Source organism: Polaribacter vadi (assembly GCF_001761365.1).
Lineage (GTDB): Bacteria > Bacteroidota > Bacteroidia > Flavobacteriales > Flavobacteriaceae > Polaribacter > Polaribacter vadi.
Window position 1 is genome coordinate 769,306 of sequence record NZ_CP017477.1, and the last position, 24,117, is coordinate 793,422.

The following is a 24,117-nucleotide window of genomic DNA, read 5'->3' on the forward strand; positions in this document are numbered from 1 at the left end:
TATGACATTTATCATGTTTCTTAATAAAATGTTAATGCTTTTTGATTTATATAGTTTGTGAAAATAATTTTGTGGTTGGTTTTTTTGATAATAAATGCACATCAAAAGCCATACAGATATTTCTGATAAAAGGTCTTGCCTTTTCTGGTATTGATAAGGATGATTTTTCTATTTGAACCAAACCATCTTCTTCTAATTCTTTTAATAATGCTAAATGTGTATCAATATTTTTTATTTGAGTTTCTTTTGTATCCCAAGAAGTCTTAAAATGACACATCATATTCAAAATGTGTTTTCTAATGACTGTATCTTCTTCTGATAAAATATGACCTCTAAAAACAGAGATTTCACCTTTATTTACAAGTTGCTGATATTCTTTAACTGTTTTAACATTTTGTGCAAAACCATACCAGGAATCAGAAATTGATGACATGCCCAAACCAACCATTAATTGTGTTTTGCTTGATGTGTATCCCATAAAATTTCTATGCAATGTCTTGTTGATGGTTGCTTTATACAAACTATCCGATTTTAATGCAAAATGATCCATGCCAATTTCTTCATAACCTAATTCTGCAAACAACTCTTTACCAATTTCATACAAATGCCTTTTTTCTTCGTCTTTTGGCAAATCATCTTCATTAAAACCTCTTTGCCCAACTCCTTTTACCCAAGGCACATGAGCATAACTGTAAAATGAAATTCTATCTGGTTGTAATTCTTTTGTTTTGTTAATGCTATAAATTACGTTTTCTTTGGTTTGATGAGGAAGTCCGAAAATTAAATCGTGACTCACAGATGTATAGCCAATTTCTCTTGCCCATTTTGTAACTTGTTCAACAGCTTCAAAAGGTTGTACTCTATGAATTGCTTCTTGTACTTTTAAGTTATAATCTTGCACACCAAAACTTACTCTTTCAAAGCCACAATTGTACAAAGTTTGCAATTGGTCTTTAGTTGTATTATTTGGATGACCTTCGAAGCTAAATTCAGCTTCTGGATGCTTTTTTGCTATTTTAAAAAGTCCGTCCATTAAAATTTGTAATTGCTCTTTTGAGAAAAAAGTAGGAGTTCCTCCACCTAAATGTAATTCTTTAACGATAGGTGTTTCATCAACTAAATTAACATATAACTGCCATTCTTTTAAAACGGTTTGTATGTATTCTTCTTCAACTTCGTGTCTTTTCGTAATGTGTTTATGACAAGCACAAAACGTACACAGACTCTCGCAAAAAGGTAAATGAATGTATAAACTGATACCTTCTTTTTCGTTTGATTTTATAAATGATTTCTTAAAACTTTCAATCCATTTTTCTTTGCTAAAAGTTGCAGCATCCCAAAAAGGAACAGTTGGATAACTCGTATATCTTGGTCCTGAAATATTGTATTTTTGAATTAATGATTTCATTATCTATTTATTTTTTTTCCTAATAAATTAGTGGCAACTGTTGTAAAAACAACCACACTTATAGAGCTTAAAGGCATTAAAATTGCTGCTATTACTGGTTTTAACTGACCTGTTGTTGCAAAGTATAATCCTATTAAATTGTAACATAAAGAAAGTATAAAACAGTATTTTATAATTGTAATCGCTTTTTTTGAAGCTTGTAAAAACGTTCCTATTTTATGAAATTGTGAAGCATCTAAAATAGCATCACAAGCAGGAGAAAACACATTTATATTTTCTGATAAAGCAATCCCAACATCACTTTGTGCTAAAGCTCCAGCATCATTTAAACCATCTCCAACCATCACAACTTTTTTATGTTCTTGTTGTAATTTTGCAATAACATTTAATTTATCATTGGGTTTTTGATTGAATAATAAATTTGTGTTTTTAGGTAAATTTTCTTTTAAATAATCTCTTTCGCCTTCATTATCGCCAGAAACAACTGCCAAATCATAATCGTTTTTTAGAGAGTTTAAAAGTGCAACAACCTCTTTTCTGTATGAATTTTTAAAAGTAAATTTCCCTTTATAAACATCATTAAAACTGATATGAACAGCTGTATCTAAAGAGCTTTTTTCGTTTTCATTCTTCACAAAAAAAGCAGCGCCTAATTTTAGGGAAGTTTCCTTATATTTTGCTTTGATTCCATTCCCAACAACTTCATCATAATTTGTTATTTCTAAGGTTTCTAAATCTGCAAAAGTGTTGTATAAATTTCTACTTAATGGATGATTGGAAGCTCGTAAAGCACTTTTTAAAATCCTTTTTTCTTGTTGATTTAAAGCAATTCCATTGTAAGAAATAGTGCTTTCTTTATTGGTGGTAAGTGTACCTGTTTTATCAAAAATAATAGAATTTATTCCTGCTAATTGCTCGATAACTGTGGCATTTTTTAAATAGAATTTTTGCTTTCCAAAAATGCGTAATAAATTCCCTAAAGTAAATGGTGCTGCCAATGCAATTGCACAAGGACAAGCAATAATTAAAACTGCTGTAAAAACATTTAAGGCTTTGCTAGCATCATAAAATAGCCAAAATGACGTAGATAAAAATGCGCCTGATAACACAAAAATGGTAAAATTTTTACTGATGTTATCTGTTAGTGTTTTAAAGGTGGATGATTTATCTTTTGCGAAAACATCGTTACTCCAAAGTTGTGTTAAATAACTCTGAGAAACAGAAGTTAAAACTTCCATTTCTATAATTCCTGATAACTGTTTGCCTCCAGCAAATAATTTATCTCCAGATTTTTTGGCAACTGGCACAGCTTCTCCAGTAACAAAACTGTAATCTATTTGTGCATTTCCGTTGATTAAAATACCATCTACAGGAATTAATTCTTGATTTCTTATTAATAATCTATCGCCTTTTTCTACATCGTAAATCTGAACATTTTCTTCTTTATTGTTCGCTAAAATTCGAGTTACTGCAATTGGAAAATACGATTTATAATCCCTTTCAAAAGATAAGAAGTTGTAAGTTTTTTGTTGAAAATACTTTCCTAACAATAAAAAGAAAACCAAGCCTGTTAAACTATCAAAAAAACCAGTTCCTAAATCGAAAATAATTTCTACAGAACTTCTAACAAACAATACCAAAATACCCAAGGCAATTGGCACATCAATATTTAAAATTTTTGAACGCAAACCTTTATAAGCAGATATAAAATAATCTTTACCAGCGTAAAAAACAACAGGTAAAGAGAAGAAAAACATCAACCATCGAAATATATTTTTGTATTCCTCTATCCAAAAACCATCAACTTCAAAATATTCTGGAAAAGATAGGAACATAACATTTCCAAACGCGAAACCTGCTACACCAAGTTTATAAATTAAACTTCTGTTAACTTTCTTTTTGCCAGCTTCATAATCTTCTAAACTTATATAAGGTTCGTAACCAATTGAACTTAATAAAAGCACAATTTCTTTTAGTGAAATAGTGCTAGAATTGTATGTTATTCTTACTGTTTTTTTAGGGAAATCTACTTGTGATGTTGTTATTTTTGAATTTAATTTATGCAAATTTTCTAACACCCAAATACAAGAACTACAATGAATATGAGGAATATATAATGTTACAATTTGTGTAGCATCATCATTAAAATCTAATAATTTATCGAGGATAGTTTTGTTGTCAAGAAAATCGTATTTTCCTTGAATTTCTGTTGGAATTGCTCCTGGATTTTCTTGAAAATCGTAATAACAAGTTAAATCGTTTTCAGAAAAAATTTCATAAACAGTTTTACAACCATTGCAACAGAAACTTTTTTCCTCAACATTTATACTAGTATCATTACAAGAATCTCCACAATGATAGCACTGTATCGTATTCATATTTACTCTTTTGCCTAGTGCAAATTTCCGATAAGAATAAATTTTAAAATATGATATTTATCATCTTTTAAAGATATTTGTTTCCCTAGTAAACTCATCTATTAAATAAGCAAATATGAACAATGTATTGTACGAAGTATTTGAAAATAGTATTGGTGCAGTTACAGGAACTACAATTCGTTTATTATCAGAATTTAAAAAGAATACCCAATTGCAAAGTTTAAAACTGGCTCATCAAACCTAAAATCTAAGCGTTCTCCTTCTGGCAAACCAGGATCGTGAAAAGGCGCAGCTAAATCAAAACGAATTACAAAACCTTGCACATCAATTCGCAAACCAACTCCTGCTCCCATTCCTAATTCGTTTATAAAGTTTGACGTGAATTTATCTTGCCCATTAAAACTTGGGTTTGCAAAAGAATTCCACACGTTTCCAGCATCAGCAAAAACAGCGCCTTTAAAGAAAGAATAAATAGGAAAACGATATTCAATATTGGCTTCTAAACGAATATTACCTGTTCTATCGAAAAAAGAACTGTTGTCTTCTGAAGTGGTATCTGCATAAGTTCCTGGTCCTAAAGAACGAATATTGAACGCTCTAACACTATAAGGACCTCCAGAAAAATATTGTTTAACAAAGGGCACAACATCAGAATTTCCATAAGCCAAACCATAACCTGCAAATAATCTTGTTGCTATTTTTTGTTCTTTATTTCTACCAAAATTAAAATGATATCTAAAATCAACATCGGCTTTTGCATATTGTGCGTATTCTAATCCTAAAAATTCTTTTGATGTGCTTGTAGACGATTCTTTATCAAATAAACTAATAGAATTTCCTGCAACATCTAAAGTACTATTTACATAAAATTGATGAGTTTTTGATGAGCTTACCATTTCATTATACGTAAAAGCAAAGGTTAAACCCGATATAAATTGCTGATCGAAACTTCGCTTTAAAAATGGATTATCTTCTAATATTTGCTCAAATTCTGGTGTTGTATTCGATAAGCGTGTGTAATTTACAGAGATTGGGTTGAATTCGTATGTAATATATTTATTCGCGTTCCAAACATAACCAAAAAGTGCAGTTCCAGAAAGTAACGTATATAATTCACTTCTGCTTAAATAGGTTGCACTTAAACTCGTTTTTGTTTTTGGAATCGAATATTCGAAAAAATCTTCTCTAAAAGAAAAAGGAGATATTACTCTTGGAAAAATTAATTCGGATTTTAACCCTAATTCTAAACTGCTTAAACCTGAATTATCTCCACCAGAAACTTGAGTCTCATAACCAATTGTAGAGCTTATGTTTAAAGTTTCACCACCTTTAAATAAATTTCTGTTACTAAAAGTTAAGCCTAAAGTTGGCCCTGCAAAATTATTAGATTTTGTAACTGCTTGCAATTCTGCACGAAGCGCTCTTTTTGTTAAAGGCGATAAAAAAATGTTTGCTTCCAGATTCCCTTCATTACCAGTTATGGTAGAATCTAATTCTTTATATTGAATGTTCACATATTTATAAGCACCAATTGAAGACAAACGTCTTGCAGTGTTTTTAGAGGTTATTGGGTTGTAATTACTTCCTTTTTTTAAAGTGATAAATTCGTCTAAAAATTCAGGTTTAAAAAATATTTCATCTTGATAATAATTTATAGAATCGAATTTAATAGCCTTTGTAGTTGTGGAATCTTTTAAATTGTAATTAGGATATACATTAATTGTTTTTAAAGTATAAGGAACAGTAGATTTTTTAGGCACGTTTGCTTTTAATTTTAAAAATAAATCAAACTTTTTATTTGTATATTGATTGGTATCTGCTTCAAAAATTAAAAAATTAGGATTAAAATTATAATACCCCATTTTCTTTAACTCAAGGTCTAAACGTTGACGTTCTAATTTCAAGTTATTTAAATCGAAACGCATATCTTCTTGAAAAGGAGATGTTAAAGTGGCTTTTTTAATATCTTTATAAATTGGAGAAATCATACTATCAATCTTATAATTTGCCATTTTATAAGGTTTTGGTACTTTTAAAGTATAGGTTGCTGAAGCTCTTTTTTCTTTTTCATTAAAAGAAGAAACTACAGTGCTGTAAAAAAAACCGTTATTTTCTAATCGATTTCTTAAAATATCTTCTACATCTAACAGCTCAACATCTTCTTGATAAACAGGCTCTTGACCAATTTTCTTATACAACCATCTATTAATAAAACTGGTGTTTTCTTTCTGATTTTTATAGTAATAATACAAACCCAAATGCATTCCTAAAAATTTGGTATTTGGTTTAGGAGATACAACAGTTAATAAATTTTCTTTTAGTTTATTTACTTTTTGTACAGATGAATCTGCATCAATCTTAATTTTTGCGCCTGTATATAAACGTTTACCTTCAGGAATAAATTTATTAATACTGCAAGAATATAACAGTATTACTAAAAAAAATAAACTGATTTTAGTTTGTATATTTTTCATTTAAATTAATTCTTTTTCTTTTGAATACTTTCATTAGTTGCTGCTTGTTTCTTTTTCAATTTTCTAGCGGCTTCTTTTTTTGCTTTTTTTATTTCTTCTTCATCTTCTTTAGCCCTAAAAATAGCATCCCATAATTCATTAAACTCATTAAATTCTTGTGTAAAAATTAATGCAATTCCACTTACAATCGTTTGCCCATCAATTACATTTTCGAACTCACTTTTTCTAAAACCTTTTACACGATATCTGCCATCTTCAGATAGTTTATATTCAATACTAACATTCCCAATTAATGGCGATGTTTCTCCTGTAGAACTGCTTCCTTGTATGTCTACATCACTTCCAACTCTTACAGTTAATCGTTCGTTAAAAAGTTTTTTTTGCGCTGTAACACCTAATTGAGTTCTGTCTGTAGCACTTGCTCCTTGATAATCTGTATAACTATTTAAATCAAAATCTAATTCTATCCCAGAACCTCCTAAAAGATTATCTGAAAAAGTATTTAATTGCCCTGAAACTGCATCATTTAAATTATCTCTTGCAATGGTTGCAAAACCTCCTGAGCTACCATCACTTCCTGAATTTGGATAAAATCTATTTAAAACCAATAAAGAGAAAACTTGCTTATTTAATTCTTCTTCTTGTTGATTTACTTGTTGCACTCTTCCATAAACTTGCCCACCAATTGCTCCTTGTTCTTCTTCTGGCATATTTAAATTGAAAGAAATCTTAGGTTTTAACAATTCACCATCAATATTTAAATATACATTAAAAGGTAAAACTTGTTTAAATTTATTTTTTACTGATGGATCTTCATTAGAAATTTGACTTGCCATTAAAGGAGAAGCAGAAGTTTCTATTTGATAGCTTGCAGTAACATTTAAATCTGCATCAAAAGGATCTCCAGACCAAGAAATTCTACTTCCAGGCACTAAATTAAACTTTCTATTTACTAAATTATAAAGGTTTAACTCATAATGCCCATCTGCAACTTCATAACCTCCTGTTAATGTTATTCTGCCATTTGGTAACATTGTAAAAATAAAATCTCCTGTTCCAGAAATTTTAAAATTATCGCCAGTTTCTTCATTTATTACAACAGTTATAGCTGCTTTTTTATCAATCTTTAAAATTGTTTTAATATCAAAGCCACTAATAATAGCCGTTTTTTCTTCTGTTTGTGTTAAAATTGCATCTGGGTTTTCTCGATTTACAAAAGCAACAACCTCATCTCTACTCTCTATATTTGCATAGGTTGCAGGTAAAACGTACGTTAAATTTGTATCTGCACCAACAGTAACATCTGCATTTAATTTTGGTATTTGTAAATCTCCAGTAAGTTTTGCTTTTGCGTTAAAAGTTGCCAAACCAAAAAGTGATGCATTATCTTCTTTTTTAGCGTTTAAAACTCTAAAATTAGTTGCTTTTAAATCTAAATTAAAAGTTGGGTTTATAAAACTTTCTGTGCCTATTGAGCCAGATAATTTTAAAGCATTTTTATTAGCATCTAAAACTGTAAAGTTGTTTAAAGAAAGTCCTTTATTATCAACACTTAATTTTTCGTTTTGTAAGGTAAATTTTGTATTTAATTTTGTGATGTTAAAAACGGCATCTTTAAAATTTAATTCGCCATTATATTTAGGATTGGATGTTGTTCCTGTTACTTTAAAATCGCCAGAAAAACTACCACTTGTTTCTTTGATCTCACCTAAAGAAAGTGAATTTAACGCTTTCATTTTAAATTCATTAATTGCTAAATTTAAATTTAGATTTGCATCATTATTTGTTACAGAATAATCGCCTGTTAAATTTAAATCGATATCACCTTCACCTAATTTTGCACTAAAATCATACTTATTATTTCCTAAAGATTTAGCATCCATGGTTAATTTACCTAAATCTGTATTTAAAACTTTAAATTTACTTACGTTTAAATTTGCTATAATTCCAGTATCGTAAAACGGATCTTCCAATACAAAATCTCCATTTAAAATTCCTGTTGCTAAATTTTCATCAGGATTCAAATAATTAAAAACCTCGCTAATTTTAAAATTATTATAATCTATTGCAATATGATTTTTGGCAACATTTGGTAATTTGTCTGTAATTTCTATAGATTGATTTTCTCTATCAATTTTAAAGTTTGTAAATAATAATTTATCACCTTCAGTAAAAACAATTTCATTATCTGTTGGAATATTCCATTTGTTTCTATTTAAAATTAAACTATCTGGATTTACAGTAAAACTTAAACGATCTCTATTCCCTGTAATTTTGGTATTTACGTTCATTAAAGTTTTACCTTTATGATAACCTGCAAAATTTAATGACAATTCGTTATTGGTTTGGTTTCCTGTAATGATGGTTCTTGGAATATTTAATGGGGTTGCAAGGATTTCTTTAAAGCCAAATTTAAAGTTGAAATTATCCTTGTTTGTATGCATCGTAAAAGCTAAACTATCCAATTTATTACCACTATAATTTATATGTGGAGCTGTAATTTTTGCATCTAATTTTCTTTTAGCTTCGTTATAATCTACAGAAATATTAATGGTATCTATATCTTTTACATTCACTAAAAAAACATCACTCAACAAAGATGTTTGTGCAATTTTAGTTTTTAATTTTAAGTTTACAGGTTTTTTTAAAGTATCTGTTACAACAACATCTCTATAAAAATAACTTGAAATATGTTGTTGAATAGATTTACTAAAAGTAGCAGGATCTGTGTTAGATTGCAAGTCTAAATCAATTAATTTATTTTTGATGGTAATCGATGTTGTGTCTTTATCTACAAAGCCATTTGCAATTATAGAACCTAATAAATACGTTCTATTATCGTAAACAACTGCACCATTTGTAACATCTGCATCTACTTTATAGCTGTTTAAATTTCCATTAAATTCTAAAGAAATATCCATACCCGTTTTTACATTACGTTTCATAATGCCCAAACCTTGCAAATCTGCACCAATTAAATTAATAGTTGCAGTTGCTTTTGTATTTACAGTGTCTAAATTTACCAAAGCATCTAAAGTGATATTTAAATTATCGTCTTTATAGTTTGATGTTAATTTTCCATTACCATCTTTAAATTTTCCTTGTAAGTTTAAATCTTTAATCGCATAATTTTTAAATTTGAAATCAGAAACTGTCGCATTTAAATCGGCATCTAAATCATTTATTGTCTTTCCATTTCCTTTTGTATGTATGTTGATAGAAATTTCTCCTAATTGATCGTTTTTTAAAAGTTTGTTTAGTTGATAATTATCTATATTGATATCAGCATCAAAAGCAATTGTATTTGTATTTTTAAAATTACCATTTAAAGCAATAGTTCCTTGAGATGATTTTAAGTTTAAGTTGGTAGCAACATCCTTTAAACCTCCATTAATTGAACCTGTCAAATAAATTTTTTCTGGAATTTGAATTCCTAAATCTTCTTCTTTAATAAATGTTAACACATCTTTTTTAATAGTCTCTGCTTTAAAATCTGGAATATTTAGGGAAAGTTTATCAGGGTTTGTAATATTTTCAACAATTCCATTTAAATAAATTTGAGTGGTATTTCCCCACAAAACTTTACTGTTAAAAACTTCTATGCTAGAAAATGTACCATCTGCATATAAATTTCCTGTAAATGGTTTTTTGCTTAAATCGTTAATAATTTTATTGTTTCTTAAAGAGGGTTCAATCTTAAATAATTCCTTTAAAAATATATTAAAAGATGATAAAGAAACTTTTAATTTTGCTGTTTCTGGTGATGCCATAAACTGCGAAAAAGAACTATAACTTACACTCGCGTTTGCTTTTAGTTTATTTTTATTCAGTTCAACATCTAAATTCGTAACATCTAAATTTTTATCTGTTAATTGAACATTCAGATTTAATTTTTCTAAATTGATGCCAGAAGTTTCGTTAAAATTAAAAGTATCAATTAACAACCCTGCATTTTTATCTTTATAAAAAATTGTAGATGCTTTTAAATTTACATCCTGCAAAGAAATTGCATTTGCATCAAAAGCATTTTTATTAATTTTAGAGTTGTTTACAATGTAATTAATTGAATTATTTTCAATTTCAATTTCATTAACATCCAAAGTAATTGCTGGCCAAATAAATTCTGAATTGGTAGTTTGTGAATTTGAATTACTCGCAGATTGTATTTCTACAAGCGTTTGTGAATCTCTAAGTGCAAATTTATCAATCTTAAAAATTGATTCTTGTAAATTCAAGTTAGGGTTTTCTATCTCAGCATCAACAAGATTTAAATCTGCTAACAAATTATTTTCTTCTGCTTTGTAGTAAACTTTCGTGTTTCTTATGATAATATTTTCTGCGGATAATTTTGGTAATGGAGCTTCTTCAGTAGAAGTTATTAAAACTGGTTTTTGAATATATTTGATGTTTGAGTTTAATAAATTCAAATCATTAATGCTAAAAACCATCTTTTCAACATCTACAGTTTCCATGTTAGTTTCTAGTTCGCCAATTTTAAATCGGCTTTCAATTCCCAAAGGAATATCAATATAAACAACATCAATTTCAGATAAATTTAAACTTCCAATAACAATTTCTGGTGATGTTGTTGTGGTATCTTTTGCAACAGTAGTTGTGGAATTTGTCGCAAAAGCATCCATTAAAAACTGAAAATTATAACCAGAAACTGTATCTTTTCTAATAATATTGGCTTTTAAACCATTCCATTTTACATCATCTACACCTAAAGCTGTGCCATTTATTAAACCCCAAAGTGGCAAATTAGCTTCTAAAGATTTGGAATATATAAGAGTATCGCCTTTTTTATCATTTAAAAACAACCCTTCAACTTTCAAATTTCCATCAAAAGTGATAAACGCTTTATCAATCTCTACAGTTGTATTGGTTTTACTAGAAACGTAATTCGTTGCTTTATCTACAATAATATTTTGTCCCCAAGGACTTCTGATAAACAGATACAAGAGAAAAAACAGAATAGCAATTCCTAGTAAAACACGTAGCAATCTCCTTACAAAACGATACTTTCTTTTCTTTGGTTTTTTAGCAGACAATTAATAAAATTTAGAAACGTAAAGATATTTATACTCTTAGCAGAAAATTGTCTTTTTTGAATAATTTTTTAACTCTTTTACAATGTTTCTTTATTAAAACATAAAGTTTACAAATTATTAATTTGGCTTATTATTGTTGAGTCTGTGATTTTATGAATATTATTACCTAACCGAAATTCAGGAAAATTACACAAAGCAGCTGCAAACTATCAATAAATACCTTTAACTTTGCACACTGCCTATGAAAATTGTTTTAATTTCTGATACACACACCAACCACAACTTTAGGATTCCTAAAGGTGATATTTTAATTCATGCTGGTGATGTAACTTCAAGAGGAACAAAAGCAGAAGTTGATGTTTTTATAAAATGGTTTCAATCACAGCCACATAAACACAAAATTTTTATTGCTGGAAATCACGATTTTTATTTTGAAAATGCCGTAAAAAACAATTTAAAAACTGAATTCAAAAACCTAATTTATTTAAACGATTCTGGCTGTGAAATTAACGGTTTAAAGTTTTGGGGCTCTCCAATTCAGCCTGATTTTTTTAAATGGGCATTTAATAGAAAAAGAGGTGAAGAAATTAAAAAACATTGGGATTTAATTCCCACAGATACAGATGTTTTAATTACACATGGGCCTCCACATGGAATTTTAGATTTAACAACAATTGGGTTGTATTCTGGTTGTAAAGAACTAAAAAAGAAAGTGTTTGAAATACAACCAAAACTGCATGTTTTTGGACATATTCACGAAGGTTATGGAACAACCACCATTAATAATACCTTTTTTATAAACGCCTCTTTATTAAATGAAAAATATCAAAGTGCACACATACCTATAGTGGTTAATTTATGATATTTATAAGCCTGCAAAAACAAGTATAAAATTAAAAAAAATTAAGATTTTCAAGAATTACTTCTTCTTTTTCTTTTCTTTTTTATCCTTTTTTACGGCTTCTACTTTCTTTTTCTTTGGCATTTTACCTTTAATCCTATCTTTTTCTTCTTTTACACTTTCCATAAATTCAGCATTATACGTATGTAATTTTGCCAATTTAACAAAAGCTAATGCTTTTTTATAGTCTTTTAATTGATCGTGTAAAACTGCTTTCTTTAAGTATAAAACTGCTTTATCAGAACCTTTTACAGTTAAAGCAAAATCGATAAACTCTTCCACTTCCTTGTAATCTTCATTCCATAAAAGTGTATTGATATAAGGCAAATAAGCTTCAAAAGCATAAATATTTTCTGCTAAAGCATCTTTAAAAAATTTAATTGCTTCTTCGTATTTGTATAATTTTTCGGCATACATTCTTCCCATTAAAGTTAATGCCATTGTATTTTTTTCGTCATAAGACAAAGCATAATTTAATGCTTCCATGACTTCATCTAAATCGTAAGGGTAATTTTCTAACGCTTTAAATATATAGTTGTTAATGTCTGATCCCATGTTTATTTTCTTTTCACTAAAAAGACAGTGCTTTATTCTGCAAATATATTATTATTCTACGTGTCTTTTTAAATCATTTTTAAAATTGATTTTTTAATTGATGTTAATCTTTCAATAAAAAAGCGTCCAAAAAATGAATTTTGGACGCTTTTACTATTTTATAGATATTTTAAATTCTAAAATAACGACATCCATATTCGTAAAAAACGCCCGATTTTATGTTGTTTGATGTTATTCATAGATTAATTTGTATGTTTATTACTTTCTTAAAGTGCAAATATGCAAGAAATTATCTTACTTTGCCTTAAATTTCATAATATCTTTATTTTCTAAAAGATTTTATACATTTGTTAAAAAATTGACATCAACCTAACTCCCCAATAAACATGAAAAAAATCATTATATTTTTACTTGTAATTATTGCCTTGCTTATTGGTTATGGAAAATATAGCCAATATAAAAGATACTCATCACCAGAAATTAATTACAAAACCGATAAAAATATTGATATTTCCTATCACAATCAAGAAATTTTAATGAACTATTATGAGGCTGTTGAGGCTTTAGATAGCTATGTAATGTTGCAATGGTCTGCTAACGAAATTGATGTGAGAACTCCAGAAGATGATGATATTGAAACAAAAGTTGCTGTAGAAAACTACGCTAAAAAACTTGCCAAGGTTCATTTTTATGAAGCTATTCTTGAAAACTCTACCAATTTAAAAGAAAAAGGACTTGATAATAAAGAAATAAAATTTCTTGAAACTGAAGGAGTTGATCTAAAAACTTACAAAAGAAAATTAAAGTACGATAAAATTAAAAACCTTTTCAATTCGAACGTAAAACTTTATAATGGCGAAAAAAATGCTATTATTTATGAAGTTCAAAAAGAGTTGAATCGAAAAGGTGATACTATTACTGTTGATGGTGTTTACAGAATTGAAACCTTTAATGCTATAAAAGCTTTTGAAGAAAAAAACAACCTTTTAGCAGATGGTTATTTAGATGATTTAACGTTAGAAATAATGTTTGAGTAAAAAGTAAAAAGGATTGCATTTGGAATCCTTTTTCTTTTGAATTAAATACTTTTTACGAGTCTTATAAATTCTGCTCTGTAGCCATTTACATCTTCTCCTCTTCCATTTTTTGCCAATTCAATAATTGTTGAATTTTTAATTTCATTTATATATTGAGATTTTCTTAATTTTAAACCAAATAGAGCAACTGCACTTGCAAATTTCATATCTTCTGAAGGATTTGTAATTACATCATTCTGAATGTGTATCATTTCTATACTTTTATCTTCTGTTGGTTTTTTATATCTAAATTTTACCGTAAATAATTCATAATTATTTGTGGATAATTTTGTGTTTTTAGCAGTGTATTTTAAATCTGGAATTTCTTTTAAAAATTCATTTTCTGTTCCTGCTAAAATTACTTCGTACAAAGCTGTTACTTTGTGCCCAGCTCCTAATTCTCCAGCATCAATAGTATCATCTATAAAATCTTCATCATTTAGCAACCTATTTTCATACCCAATTAATCTGTAGCCTTTTACTTTGTTTGGATTAAATTCAACTTGAATTTTAACATCTTTTGCAATAGTGTGCAAAGTGCCTCCAAATTCCTGTCCAAAAACTTTTTGAGCTTCTTGCATAGTATCTATATACGCATGATTTCCATTGCCTTTATCAGCTAAAATCTCTAATTTAGAATCTTTATAATTCCCATAACCAAAACCTAAAACCGATAGAAAAACACCTGTTTCTCTTTTTTTAACAATTAAATTTTCCATGTTTTTATTACTTGAAGCACCTACATTAAAATCGCCATCAGTTGCAAGAATTACTCTATTATTTCCGTTCTTTTTAAAGTTTTTTTCTGCAAGTTTATACGCTAATTCAATTCCTTTTCCTCCAGCTGTAGAACCTCCAGACTCTAAATTATTTAAAGCCTTTAAAATCTTTTCTTTTTGATTTCCAGAAGTTGGTTTTAAAACAACTCCAGCAGCACCTGCATACACAACAATAGCAACTTTATCTTCTTTTCTTAATTGATTTACCAAAAGTTTAAAAGCCGATTTTAATAAAGGCAATTTATTTTGAGACCCCATAGATCCAGAAACATCAATTAAAAAAGTAAGGTTTGATGGTGGCAAATCTTCCTGCTCAAAGGTTTTACCTTGTAAACCAATTTTAACCAATTTTGTAGTTGTATTCCAAGGAGTTTCTACAAATTCTGTATTGATTGAAAATGGGTGTTCGTCTTTAGGTTGTGGATATTGATAATCAAAATAATTGATCATTTCCTCAATTTTAACAGCATCAAAAGGAACTTTTTCACCATTATTAATCATTCTTCTTACATTGCTATAAGAGGCTTTGTCTACATCTATTGAAAATGTTGATAAAGGAGAAAGTTGCACTCTTTTAAATTTATTTTCATGAATTTGTGCATACGATTCCTCATTTTCTAATCTGTAGTTTCCTTTTTTAGTGGTGATAACAATGCAACCATTAGATGCTGCATGTCCAAAAAGTTTCTTCGCTTTATGTCCTTTATAAACATTAATTTTTTGAATATCATCTTTATCCAAATCCTTAATTATGGAATTGTAATTATTTTTGATAGCAACACCATCTACAATGTATAAAGGTTCTTTATTTTTAGAAATCGATGATTTTCCTCTAATTCTTATTGCTGAACTTGTACTTGGTTGATTCGTAATTCGAACTCCAGAAACTCGACCATTTAAAGCGTTATTTATTTTGTTGTGTCTTGCATTATTTTGACTTGCTTTTATAGATGAAACTGAAGAGCCAGTTGTGTAAGATCTTTTTGAAGTACCATATCCAAATACTACTACTTCCTCTAAAGATTGGGCATCTTCAATTAAAGTAACATCAATAGTAGAAGATTTACCTACAGTTTTGTAGGCTGTTTTAAAACCTAAATATGTAAAAATTAATTGATCTCCTATGGATGCTTTAATTGAATATTTACCATCAAAATCGGTTTGTACTCCATTTGTGGTTCCTTTTACCAAAACATTTACGCCTGATAAAGGACCAAAAGTTTCGTAAACAATTCCAGTAATATTTTTTTCTTGAGCTTGTACTATTGTAATTCCTAGAATCATCAACAGAAAAAATAGTTTTTTATACATAACAGTTGTTTTAAAGTTAGTATAAAACTAGTGTTATCATCAATTTTAAAAAACCAATAATGAGTAAACACTCCTTTTTTAGAGGTTAACTTACTTTTCTATTTAGTGAAGATTTTCGCTACTGTTTTTTTTCTTTGGATTTTTGCTGATTCAGTTTCAACAAAATTATTTAGAAAGTAAATTTCTTTTGGGATTTCAAATTTAGAAAATTGTGCAAGATCAATATTAATTTCCTGTTGATTTCCTTCCACAATTAAAACTAGCTTTTCTCCTAATTTTTCATCAGGAATTCCAGCTACAAAAAAACGATTTGTAATGATTTTAGATAGTTTTTCTTCTATTTTTTCTGGATGTAATTTTATACCACCAGAATTTATAACGTTATCAAAACGTCCTAACCATTCAAATTGAACATCAGAAATCAAATTCACAACATCATTTGTAACCACTAATTTTTCGGAAACTTTTGGAGCAGCAATTACCAAACAATTTCGTTCGTCTATGTAAATAGTTACATTTGGTAAAGTTTGATAAAATTCGTCTTTGTAAGCTTTTTTTGAGCCTCTAAAATTATTTAACCTTTTAACAGCAATATGAGTTATGGTTTCTGTCATTCCATAGGTTGCAAAAACTTCTGTAGAAATTTCTTGTAATTTTTCTTGAAGAGAATTGGAAACTACTCCTCCACCAACAATTAGTTTTTTTATGAAGTTGAGTTTAGCTAACGAATTTTCTACTTGCAAAGGAACCATAGCAGAAAAATCGTATTTTTTATCAATCGTTTCTAAAGGGTTTGAGTTGGGTTCTACAACGTCTAAATGCCAACCTAAAGTTAAGGCTCTTATCAACATTAATTTACCTGCAATATAGGCAGTTGGCAAACATAATAATGCAGTTGTATTTGCCTGTAAATCGAAATATAAACCTGTTGCTTTTGCCGAATTTTTAACAAATTCTTTTTTAAGTGAAATTGGTTTTGGTTTTCCTGTTGATCCTGAAGTATTCACAATAATTGCATCATCATCAGAAAACCAAGCTTCTAAAAATTGATAAATTTCATCAGAAAAATTTCTTGTAAACGCTTGTAACTCATCAACAGAAGCAAATGAATTGTTATTTAATTTAAACTCTTTATGGAATTTATTTTGTTCCAATATCCTCTAAAATTCTATAGTTTTCTTCTAAATTCACTGGTTTTTCTATTTTTCCTGTCAGTTTATCTTTCCAATTAGTCCATTTATATTTCTTGGAAAAGAAGAATAAAAGCAAAGGATATAAAATAAATACAGGAAAAAACATTTCGAAACTTACAGCAGGTTCTGAAGTATCAATATACAAAGCATCAGTTTGAAAAACCATCCAATCTGTAGTGATTAAAAAGGCTGCAAACATATTATTGGCTGCATGTAAACCCAAAGCTAACTCTGTTCCTTCATCCATTAAAGTAGAAATTCCGTAGAAAAAACCTGTACCAATATAAAAAACCATCATTACAGAACCCAATTTTTGAACTTCTGGATTTGCTCCATGCAACAAACCAAAACTAATGGAAGTTATTAAAAGTGGCAACCATCTATTTTTTGCTATAATACCAATTCCTTGCATAAAATAACCTCTGAATAAAAGTTCTTCTAAACTTGTTTGTAAAGGCAAAATTAAAACGGAAATTGCTACTAATATAAAAAATGGTTTTGCATTAAAATTGAATGTATAAACCTCTGGTTCCAGATAAATACCAATAAACGAAAATGCAATTGCCAAAGCTCCCCAAGTTAAAAAACCTGTAAAAAAACGTTTCCAATCTATTTTTTTTCTACTAGTTACTAGAGATGTAATACTTCTTTTATGTATAAATTTTATGCTAATCAATAAGAAAACAAGACCAACAACAAAGGTGAAAAGCATCAGGAATAAAAATAAATTTTTGTTTATTCCCAAAGTCATAAAATTATCTGCACCAGCTGCCATAAAAGCTTCCAAACCATCTGCGTGCGCAAATGCAACAGCTACCAAAGGAATTGCTCCTAAAATTTGCCAACCAAAAAACACCAATAAAATAGTAATTAACCAATAATACCATTTGTACTGACCTTTATATGCTTGTTGTATATAATTCATTTTTTATAAATTAAAATCCCAATTTTTATTGGAATTATAGTGTAATTCTCCGTTTTTAACTTCTAATGGACTCTCAAAATTATTGGTAAATAAACCTCCAGTTCCTAAACCTTGTGGTAATTTACTTTGCAACGTAAACGTAAATTGTGCAATTGCATTCAACCCAATATTACTTTCTAAAGCAGATGTTATCCACCAATCTGCTTTATTTTTTGTCGCAAAATTAATCCATTCTTTGCTACCTGCAAAACCACCTACCAAACTTGGTTTTAAAATGATAAATTGTGGTTGAATAGTTTCTATTAATTGTTGTTTTTCTTCGGATGAAAAAACACCAATCAATTCCTCATCTAAAGCAATTGGTAAAGGTGTTTTTGCACATAAAGCTGCCATTTCTTGAATTTGCCCTTGTTTTATAGGTTGTTCTATAGAATGGATTTTTAAAGCTGATAATCTCTCTAATTTCTCTAATGCATTTTTAGGACTAAAAGCGCCATTTGCATCTACTCTTAATTCAATTTCGTTTGCAGAAAATTCTTTTCTAATCGATTTTAACAACTCAATTTCAGCATCAAAATCAATCGCACCAATTTTCATTTTAATACAAGAAAAACCCGTTTTTAATTTCTCTTTAATTTGATCTTTCATAAATTGTTTTTCGCCCATCCAAATTAAACCATTAATGTTGATGGATTTATTTCCTTTGGTAAATTCAGATGGAAATAATTCAAATTTATATTTGCTTTTTAAAGATAAAAAAGCTTGTTCCAAGCCAAATTGAATCGAAGGTAAATTAGCAATTTGAGGTAATAATTTTTCTAAACCTTGGTTTATATTTTTACAAACCCAAATTAGTTTTTCTTCGTAATTGGGAACATCATCAATACTTAAACCTCTAAAAAGTCCTGTTTCTCCAACACCAATTTTGTTGTTTTCTTCTAAAATGATAAACCAAGTTTCTTTCGTTCTTAAAACGCCTCTAGATGTTCCACTTGGATTTTTAAAGTTAAGTATGTATTTTTTGTAAGTTGCTTTTATCACAATAAAAATATTAAAATGTTCTCGATACAATTTCGCCCAAAAGCGAAATCACTCGAACTGACATTGAGTGAAAATTACTTATAGAAACTAGCAATAAAGACTATTTACCTTCCACATATACTTTAAAATTATCTAAATAAAGTTGACTTTGAGCTTCTAATTTATCAGCAAAAAAAGGCAACATACAAGACATAATATACGATTTGCTATTACAAGCTGAATTCAAATTTATAGTAGTAATCCCATAATTTTCAGAAAAAGTATAATCGTCTTTTTTTAACATATTCTCAGCATCAAAAAACAAAGTAACTTTTTCATTAGGCACATAAGCCATTACTTTTTGAGTCATTTTAATTTCTTGATCTTGATTTTCTACTACAATATCATAAACACTACCCGTTTTTCCATAATTTTCGTTTACAACTTCAAATTTTTTAATTTCTGGAATCCAATTTTTGGTGTTTTCTGGACTATTAAATTCAGCAAAAACAACTTCAATTGGTTTCTTTATAGAAACTGTTGCTTGATATGTTGTTTCTTTTACAATAATGCCTGTCGCAAAAAAGGCTAATGTTAAAATAACAATAATGGTTAAAATTACTTTTACAGTTTTCATAATTTAATAAAATATTTTACAAATTTTAAGAGCTATTGGTTTAAAAAAAAGTGTTTCCTATGCCAAATAAAATGGCAAACAGAAAAGTACTTAAAGCTACTTTTTTTAATTCACTATCTAAAGTTGCAGGAATTTTATTTGCTGCAACCGTTTTTATATTTTTTATCAACGGAATAAAAGCTACCAAAAAAATTAATTGATATGGAGATTCGTAATTTGAAAAGACGTAAATTAAAGCTGTAATTAAAGCTCCAATAATTAGAGAATAATGATATTTTTTTGCTTTATTAGTTCCTAATTTTACAACTAATGTATTTTTATTATTTTTTTTATCTTCTTCTCTATCTCTTAAATTATTTAAATTTAAAACGGCTGTGCTTAACAAACCAATAGAGATTGCTGGTAAAAATATTTCAAAATTGATGGATTTTGTATATAAAAAATAACTCCCAACCACACTTACCAAACCAAAAAATAGAAATACAAAAACATCACCAAAACCAGAATATCCATAAGCAGCATTACCAACTGTGTATTTTATGGCTGCAGTAATTGAAGCTATTCCAAGAACAAAAAATAAGATTGAATACCCAAAATTATCTTTTCCGAAAGAAACATAAATTAATAATAAAGCAATAATTAAAGTGATGATGGTTGTAATAATCATCGCTGTTTTCATTTGTTTTGGCGTAATTTTTCCTGATGAAACCATTCTTGCTTCTCCAGTTCTGTTTTTATCTGAGCCTTTTACAAAATCGCCATAATCGTTTGCGAAATTGGATAAAACTTGAAAACCGATTGTGGTTAAGATTGCTAACCAAAAAATTGGCGTTAACCAAAAAGGATATTTTATACACAAAGTACTCTGTTCAAAAGCATAGAAATTCCCTAAAACACTCCCTACTATAATTCCTGAAATTGATAAAGGTAACGTACGTAAACGTGCAGCTTTTATAAAACTTTTTACATCCATGAAGTTTTGGTCGTTTCTACTTTGTATAAAGTATGATTATAAATGTTGATGGCTTCTTGAAAATCGATGCAAGGAATTTTTATTTTTCCTGATGCTGTTTGTAAAATTAAATCGGCAACATTGCTTCTTTTTTGAAAAATAGTTTGTTGCATTTTTATATTTTGAACCTTAAAAATCTCTAAATATGTAACATGAGTTTCTAATAATCCTTTGCCAACTAATAGCATTTCATCAGATATTTTATAGAAACGTTTCTTTACTTTTTTCAAAATCAAAAATACAACAATTGGGATGATTACTATCGTAGAATAGAAAATTTCGAAATTAGAAAATACTAAATATGCAATGGTATAGGAAACAATTAAAAATAAAAATGTGAAAATGAAAATTCTTCTTTTATAATAATTTTCAGGAAATTTTTTCTCATTATTTTCAACTTCACTTGGCTCAAACAAACTGGCCTTTATAATTTCTACTTGCTCTTTTTTACAACCAACAATTCGTATTAATTTATCTTTCTTTTTATTGTTCAATTTACCACTTACAGCTTGTTTAAAAGTGATAAAGGAAATGCCAATCAATCTTTTTAATGGGTTTGTAGAAATGGTAATATTTTGAATTTTCTGCTTTTTTAAAATAATGGATTTCTTAGTAAATAACCCTTGATTAATTTCAAAAGCATCTTCTTTTAAATACGCTGTTAAGTTAAAATGAACTAAAAACACTCTTACAAAAGAACTTACCAAAGCAACAACAGTTAACAATAGCAGTAAAATAATTACTAAAAAAATACTTGCAGAAATTGCATTTGTATTTTCTTCTATAAAACCATCTATCAATTCTGTTTTCCCTAAACTATCTGTAACTTGTTGTAATTGTTGTAACAAACCAATAACAATGGCAAAAAATATTAATAAATTCTGTAAATGATTTTCTGTTAAACTAACTTTAAATAGTTCTTTAACACCAATTCTAACCAAAGGTTTTGTGTGTTGTTCTTCTATAACTTCAGCTTCGCTAAGTTTTGTGTTTTTAGAAATAACTTCTTTTAAAGCTGTTGCTTTTTTAAGAGACAAAGCTTTTATTGAAATTTCTGTAGTGCTTGAACCAGCAGTTTCTATACTAACCTCAAAAACGCCAATAATTTGCTGAACAATATTTTGCTTAAAATTAATGTTTTGAATGCGATGAAAAGGAATAGCTGTATTTGTTTTTTTAAGAATACCTTGTTTTAAAATAAAGTGTTCGCTCTCTATTTTAAATTGAAAATTTTTGAATATTAAATAAGTTCTTACCAAAAAAAAGATTAGAAAAAAGGCAACTCCTGCATAAATATAAATTGCATCTACTTTGTTTGTTATTTTGGTAAAATCTTTTACAATCAAAAAAACAAGAATCCAAGTTAATTTTAGAAATTTATAAAGATGAGCAATATAAATAACTAAAATTCCTTTTGTAGATTGCCTTGAAAAAGTTGAAAAATCAAACAAATTATTCATCTATTTTTGTGCTAATAAACTCTTTAATTTGTAAAGCCTTTTCTTTGTTGATGCCTTTTATTTCTAAATCATCACTACTATCACCTGCAGTATAAACACTAATGGAAGCTAAATTAAAAATTCTAGAAAATGGTTTTTCATCAATCTCTACATGTTGAATTCTTGAAAACGGAACTGTTGTAATTGTTTTTGTAAATAAACCAGCTTTGTAAGAAATATCTTTGTCTCGAAGAACATACATTCTTTTAGGAAAACTAAAGAGTAAAAATAGAAAAATCAATCCAAAAAAAACTGTAAATGATGCGTATATATAAATTGAATATGCTGTTATTTCTTCAGTAAACGTAAATTTATCTAACAAAACCAGTCCCACAAAAAGAAAAATGAATATTAAAAAAAAATTGATTAAAATTACCTTGAAATAATTTTTATCAATTTTTGTAAATTCAACTTTAATAATATCTGGTAAAGAAACAACTTCTGAATTTTGAAAATAATCTGTCATAGAATTATTGTTGTACTACTTATTTAATAGAAACTGGCACATTGTTTCTTAACGCTTTAACAAATGCACCTTTGTATTTCTTATTTATTTGTAACCTATATTTATTAGCTTCTTTAAGAGTTTTAAAAGCACCTAAACTATATTTTACTAATGAGTTTTCATTGTAAGTTATTACATTATTAATAGCGCTAAATTTTTCACTTTTACGATCTACAGCTGCTATTTGAACTGTATAAATAAGGCCTGATGTATCAATAGAAACTTTTTTTTCTTCTATTTTAGAAACCTGTTTTTTCTCTACTTTAGGAGCTTCTTTAACCGTTTCTTTTTGTTCTATTTTTATAGCTTCTTTCGAGGCGTTTTTAAAAGTTTCTGTAGGAGTTTTTTGAGTAATTTCTTCAGGAACTTCTTCTAAAGTTTCTGTGGTTATTTGCTTTGTTGCTTCGTCAATTTGAAGTTGTGTTAAAGTATTACTATCAGATTTACGAATCATTTCTGGATACTCTGGTTCAGGAATATTCATGTTTCTTCTGTCTTTCTGCTTTTTTGAGCAAGAAAAACTGACTAATAAAAAACAACATAAAACCCCTACAATCTTCATAAATCTATAAATTATTTGCCTCAGCAATTAATTCTGCAATATCTCTTACAATTACACTGTCTTCTTTTTCTTTAAATTTTATACCATCTGTCATCATTGTATTACAATAAGGACAACCAGTTGCAATTATTTGAGGATTGGTTTTTAAAGCTTCCTCTGTTCTTAAAACATTTATTTCTTTATCACCTTTTTCTGCATCTTTAAACATTTGTGCACCTCCAGCTCCACAACATAAAGCTGTTTCTTTACTGCGTTTCATTTCTGTTAAATTTACACCTAATCTTCTAATTAAATCTCTTGGAGATTCATACACTTCATTAGCTCTACCTAAATAACAAGGATCGTGAAACGTAACTCTTTTTCCTTTTAAATTGGTATCATCAATCTTTAAACGACCTTCTGAAATTAAATTTTGAATGAATTGCGTATGATGAAAAACTTCATATTTTCCTCCTAAAGAAGGATATTCGTTTTTTAATGTATTGAAAGAATGAGGATCGCAAGTCACGATTTTTTTGACTTCATAACCATTTAAAACTTCGATATTCATCATGGCTTGCATTTGAAACAAAAACTCGTTTCCTGCTCTTTTTGCAGCATCTCCAGTAGATGATTCTTCCACACCTAAAACTGCAAAATCTACGTTTGCTTGATGTAAAATTTTTACAAATGCTCTACTTATTTTTTTTGCTCTATCATCATAACTTCCTGCAGCACCAACCCAAAACAACACTTCTGGTTGTTTTCCTTGAGCCATCATATCTGCCATTTTTGGTACGTTCATTTCGTGTTGTTTAATTGTTTAACTGTTGAAACGTGTAATTGTATATT

Annotated in this window: 17 protein-coding genes; 2 read left to right on the top strand and 15 right to left on the bottom strand. The window is 28.3% G+C overall.

Annotation, left to right across the window (positions count from 1 at the left end):
- Positions 1-46: 46 nt before the first annotated feature.
- The 4 genes from hemN to LPB03_RS03525 all read right to left on the bottom strand — a co-directional run bounded on the left by hemN (position 47) and on the right by LPB03_RS03525 (position 11,311).
- Positions 47-1,411, bottom strand: coding sequence for an oxygen-independent coproporphyrinogen III oxidase (gene hemN, locus LPB03_RS03510; RefSeq protein ID WP_139058954.1), 1,365 nt, complete (start codon positions 1,409-1,411; stop codon positions 47-49).
- A complete protein-coding gene (locus tag LPB03_RS03515) occupies positions 1,408-3,786 on the bottom strand; it encodes a heavy metal translocating P-type ATPase (protein WP_065319249.1) in 2,379 nt (792 codons plus the stop codon). The genes hemN and LPB03_RS03515 overlap by 4 nt, the downstream gene beginning before the upstream one ends.
- A 194-nt stretch (positions 3,787-3,980) precedes the next feature.
- A complete protein-coding gene (gene tamL / locus LPB03_RS03520) occupies positions 3,981-6,260 on the bottom strand; it encodes a translocation and assembly module lipoprotein TamL (protein WP_065319248.1) in 2,280 nt (759 codons plus the stop codon).
- 5 nt (positions 6,261-6,265) lie between these two features.
- Complete coding sequence (locus tag LPB03_RS03525; protein WP_065319247.1) at positions 6,266-11,311, bottom strand: translocation/assembly module TamB domain-containing protein; 5,046 nt, start codon at positions 11,309-11,311, stop codon at positions 6,266-6,268.
- A 241-nt stretch (positions 11,312-11,552) separates the two neighbouring features.
- Between LPB03_RS03525 and LPB03_RS03530 the strand changes: the two genes are divergently transcribed.
- Positions 11,553-12,173, top strand: a complete 621-nt coding sequence (locus tag LPB03_RS03530; protein ID WP_065319246.1) for a metallophosphatase domain-containing protein — start codon at positions 11,553-11,555, stop codon at positions 12,171-12,173.
- A gap of 57 nt (positions 12,174-12,230) precedes the next feature.
- Here the strand turns inward: LPB03_RS03530 and LPB03_RS03535 are convergent, their stop codons facing one another.
- The gene (locus LPB03_RS03535; RefSeq protein ID WP_065319245.1) at positions 12,231-12,767 is read right to left on the bottom strand and encodes a hypothetical protein; all 537 of its coding nucleotides are present in this window, start codon (positions 12,765-12,767) and stop codon (positions 12,231-12,233) included.
- Between the two features lie 386 nt (positions 12,768-13,153).
- On the opposite strand from LPB03_RS03535, the gene LPB03_RS03540 reads away from it, so the two are divergent.
- The gene (locus LPB03_RS03540; RefSeq protein WP_065319244.1) at positions 13,154-13,804 is read left to right on the top strand and encodes a peptidoglycan-binding domain-containing protein; all 651 of its coding nucleotides are present in this window, start codon (positions 13,154-13,156) and stop codon (positions 13,802-13,804) included.
- Between the two features lie 41 nt (positions 13,805-13,845).
- Here LPB03_RS03540 and LPB03_RS03545 read toward each other — a convergent pair whose 3' ends face one another.
- The 10 genes from LPB03_RS03545 to LPB03_RS03590 form a co-directional block, all read right to left on the bottom strand.
- Positions 13,846-15,933, bottom strand: a complete 2,088-nt coding sequence (locus LPB03_RS03545; protein WP_065319243.1) for a VWA domain-containing protein — start codon at positions 15,931-15,933, stop codon at positions 13,846-13,848.
- Between the two features lie 98 nt (positions 15,934-16,031).
- Positions 16,032-17,087 (bottom strand): AMP-binding protein, encoded by a 1,056-nt coding sequence (locus LPB03_RS03550; RefSeq protein ID WP_065319242.1) that lies wholly within the window; start codon positions 17,085-17,087, stop codon positions 16,032-16,034.
- The gene (locus tag LPB03_RS03555; protein ID WP_065319241.1) at positions 17,074-18,051 is read right to left on the bottom strand and encodes a CPBP family intramembrane glutamic endopeptidase; all 978 of its coding nucleotides are present in this window, start codon (positions 18,049-18,051) and stop codon (positions 17,074-17,076) included. The genes LPB03_RS03550 and LPB03_RS03555 overlap by 14 nt, the downstream gene beginning before the upstream one ends.
- Before the next feature lie 3 nt (positions 18,052-18,054).
- Positions 18,055-19,092: an o-succinylbenzoate synthase gene (locus LPB03_RS03560; protein ID WP_065319240.1), complete on the bottom strand. Its 1,038-nt coding sequence runs from the start codon at positions 19,090-19,092 to the stop codon at positions 18,055-18,057.
- Positions 19,093-19,192: 100 nt separating this feature from the next.
- Positions 19,193-19,708 carry an SRPBCC family protein gene (locus tag LPB03_RS03565; protein ID WP_065319239.1) on the bottom strand — a complete coding sequence of 172 codons (516 nt, stop codon included), beginning with the start codon at positions 19,706-19,708 and terminating at the stop codon, positions 19,193-19,195.
- A 40-nt stretch (positions 19,709-19,748) separates the two neighbouring features.
- Complete coding sequence (gene menA, locus LPB03_RS03570) at positions 19,749-20,681, bottom strand: 1,4-dihydroxy-2-naphthoate octaprenyltransferase (RefSeq protein ID WP_065319238.1); 933 nt, start codon at positions 20,679-20,681, stop codon at positions 19,749-19,751.
- A complete protein-coding gene (locus tag LPB03_RS03575; RefSeq protein WP_065319237.1) occupies positions 20,672-22,180 on the bottom strand; it encodes a PH domain-containing protein in 1,509 nt (502 codons plus the stop codon). The genes menA and LPB03_RS03575 overlap by 10 nt, the downstream gene beginning before the upstream one ends.
- Positions 22,173-22,685 carry a PH domain-containing protein gene (locus LPB03_RS03580; RefSeq protein WP_065319236.1) on the bottom strand — a complete coding sequence of 171 codons (513 nt, stop codon included), beginning with the start codon at positions 22,683-22,685 and terminating at the stop codon, positions 22,173-22,175. Before LPB03_RS03580 ends, LPB03_RS03575 begins: the two co-directional genes overlap by 8 nt.
- Before the next feature lie 19 nt (positions 22,686-22,704).
- Positions 22,705-23,286, bottom strand: a complete 582-nt coding sequence (locus tag LPB03_RS03585) for an SPOR domain-containing protein (protein WP_070239014.1) — start codon at positions 23,284-23,286, stop codon at positions 22,705-22,707.
- Between the two features lie 4 nt (positions 23,287-23,290).
- The gene (locus tag LPB03_RS03590; protein WP_065319234.1) at positions 23,291-24,070 is read right to left on the bottom strand and encodes a (Fe-S)-binding protein; all 780 of its coding nucleotides are present in this window, start codon (positions 24,068-24,070) and stop codon (positions 23,291-23,293) included.
- Positions 24,071-24,117 lie beyond the last annotated feature (47 nt).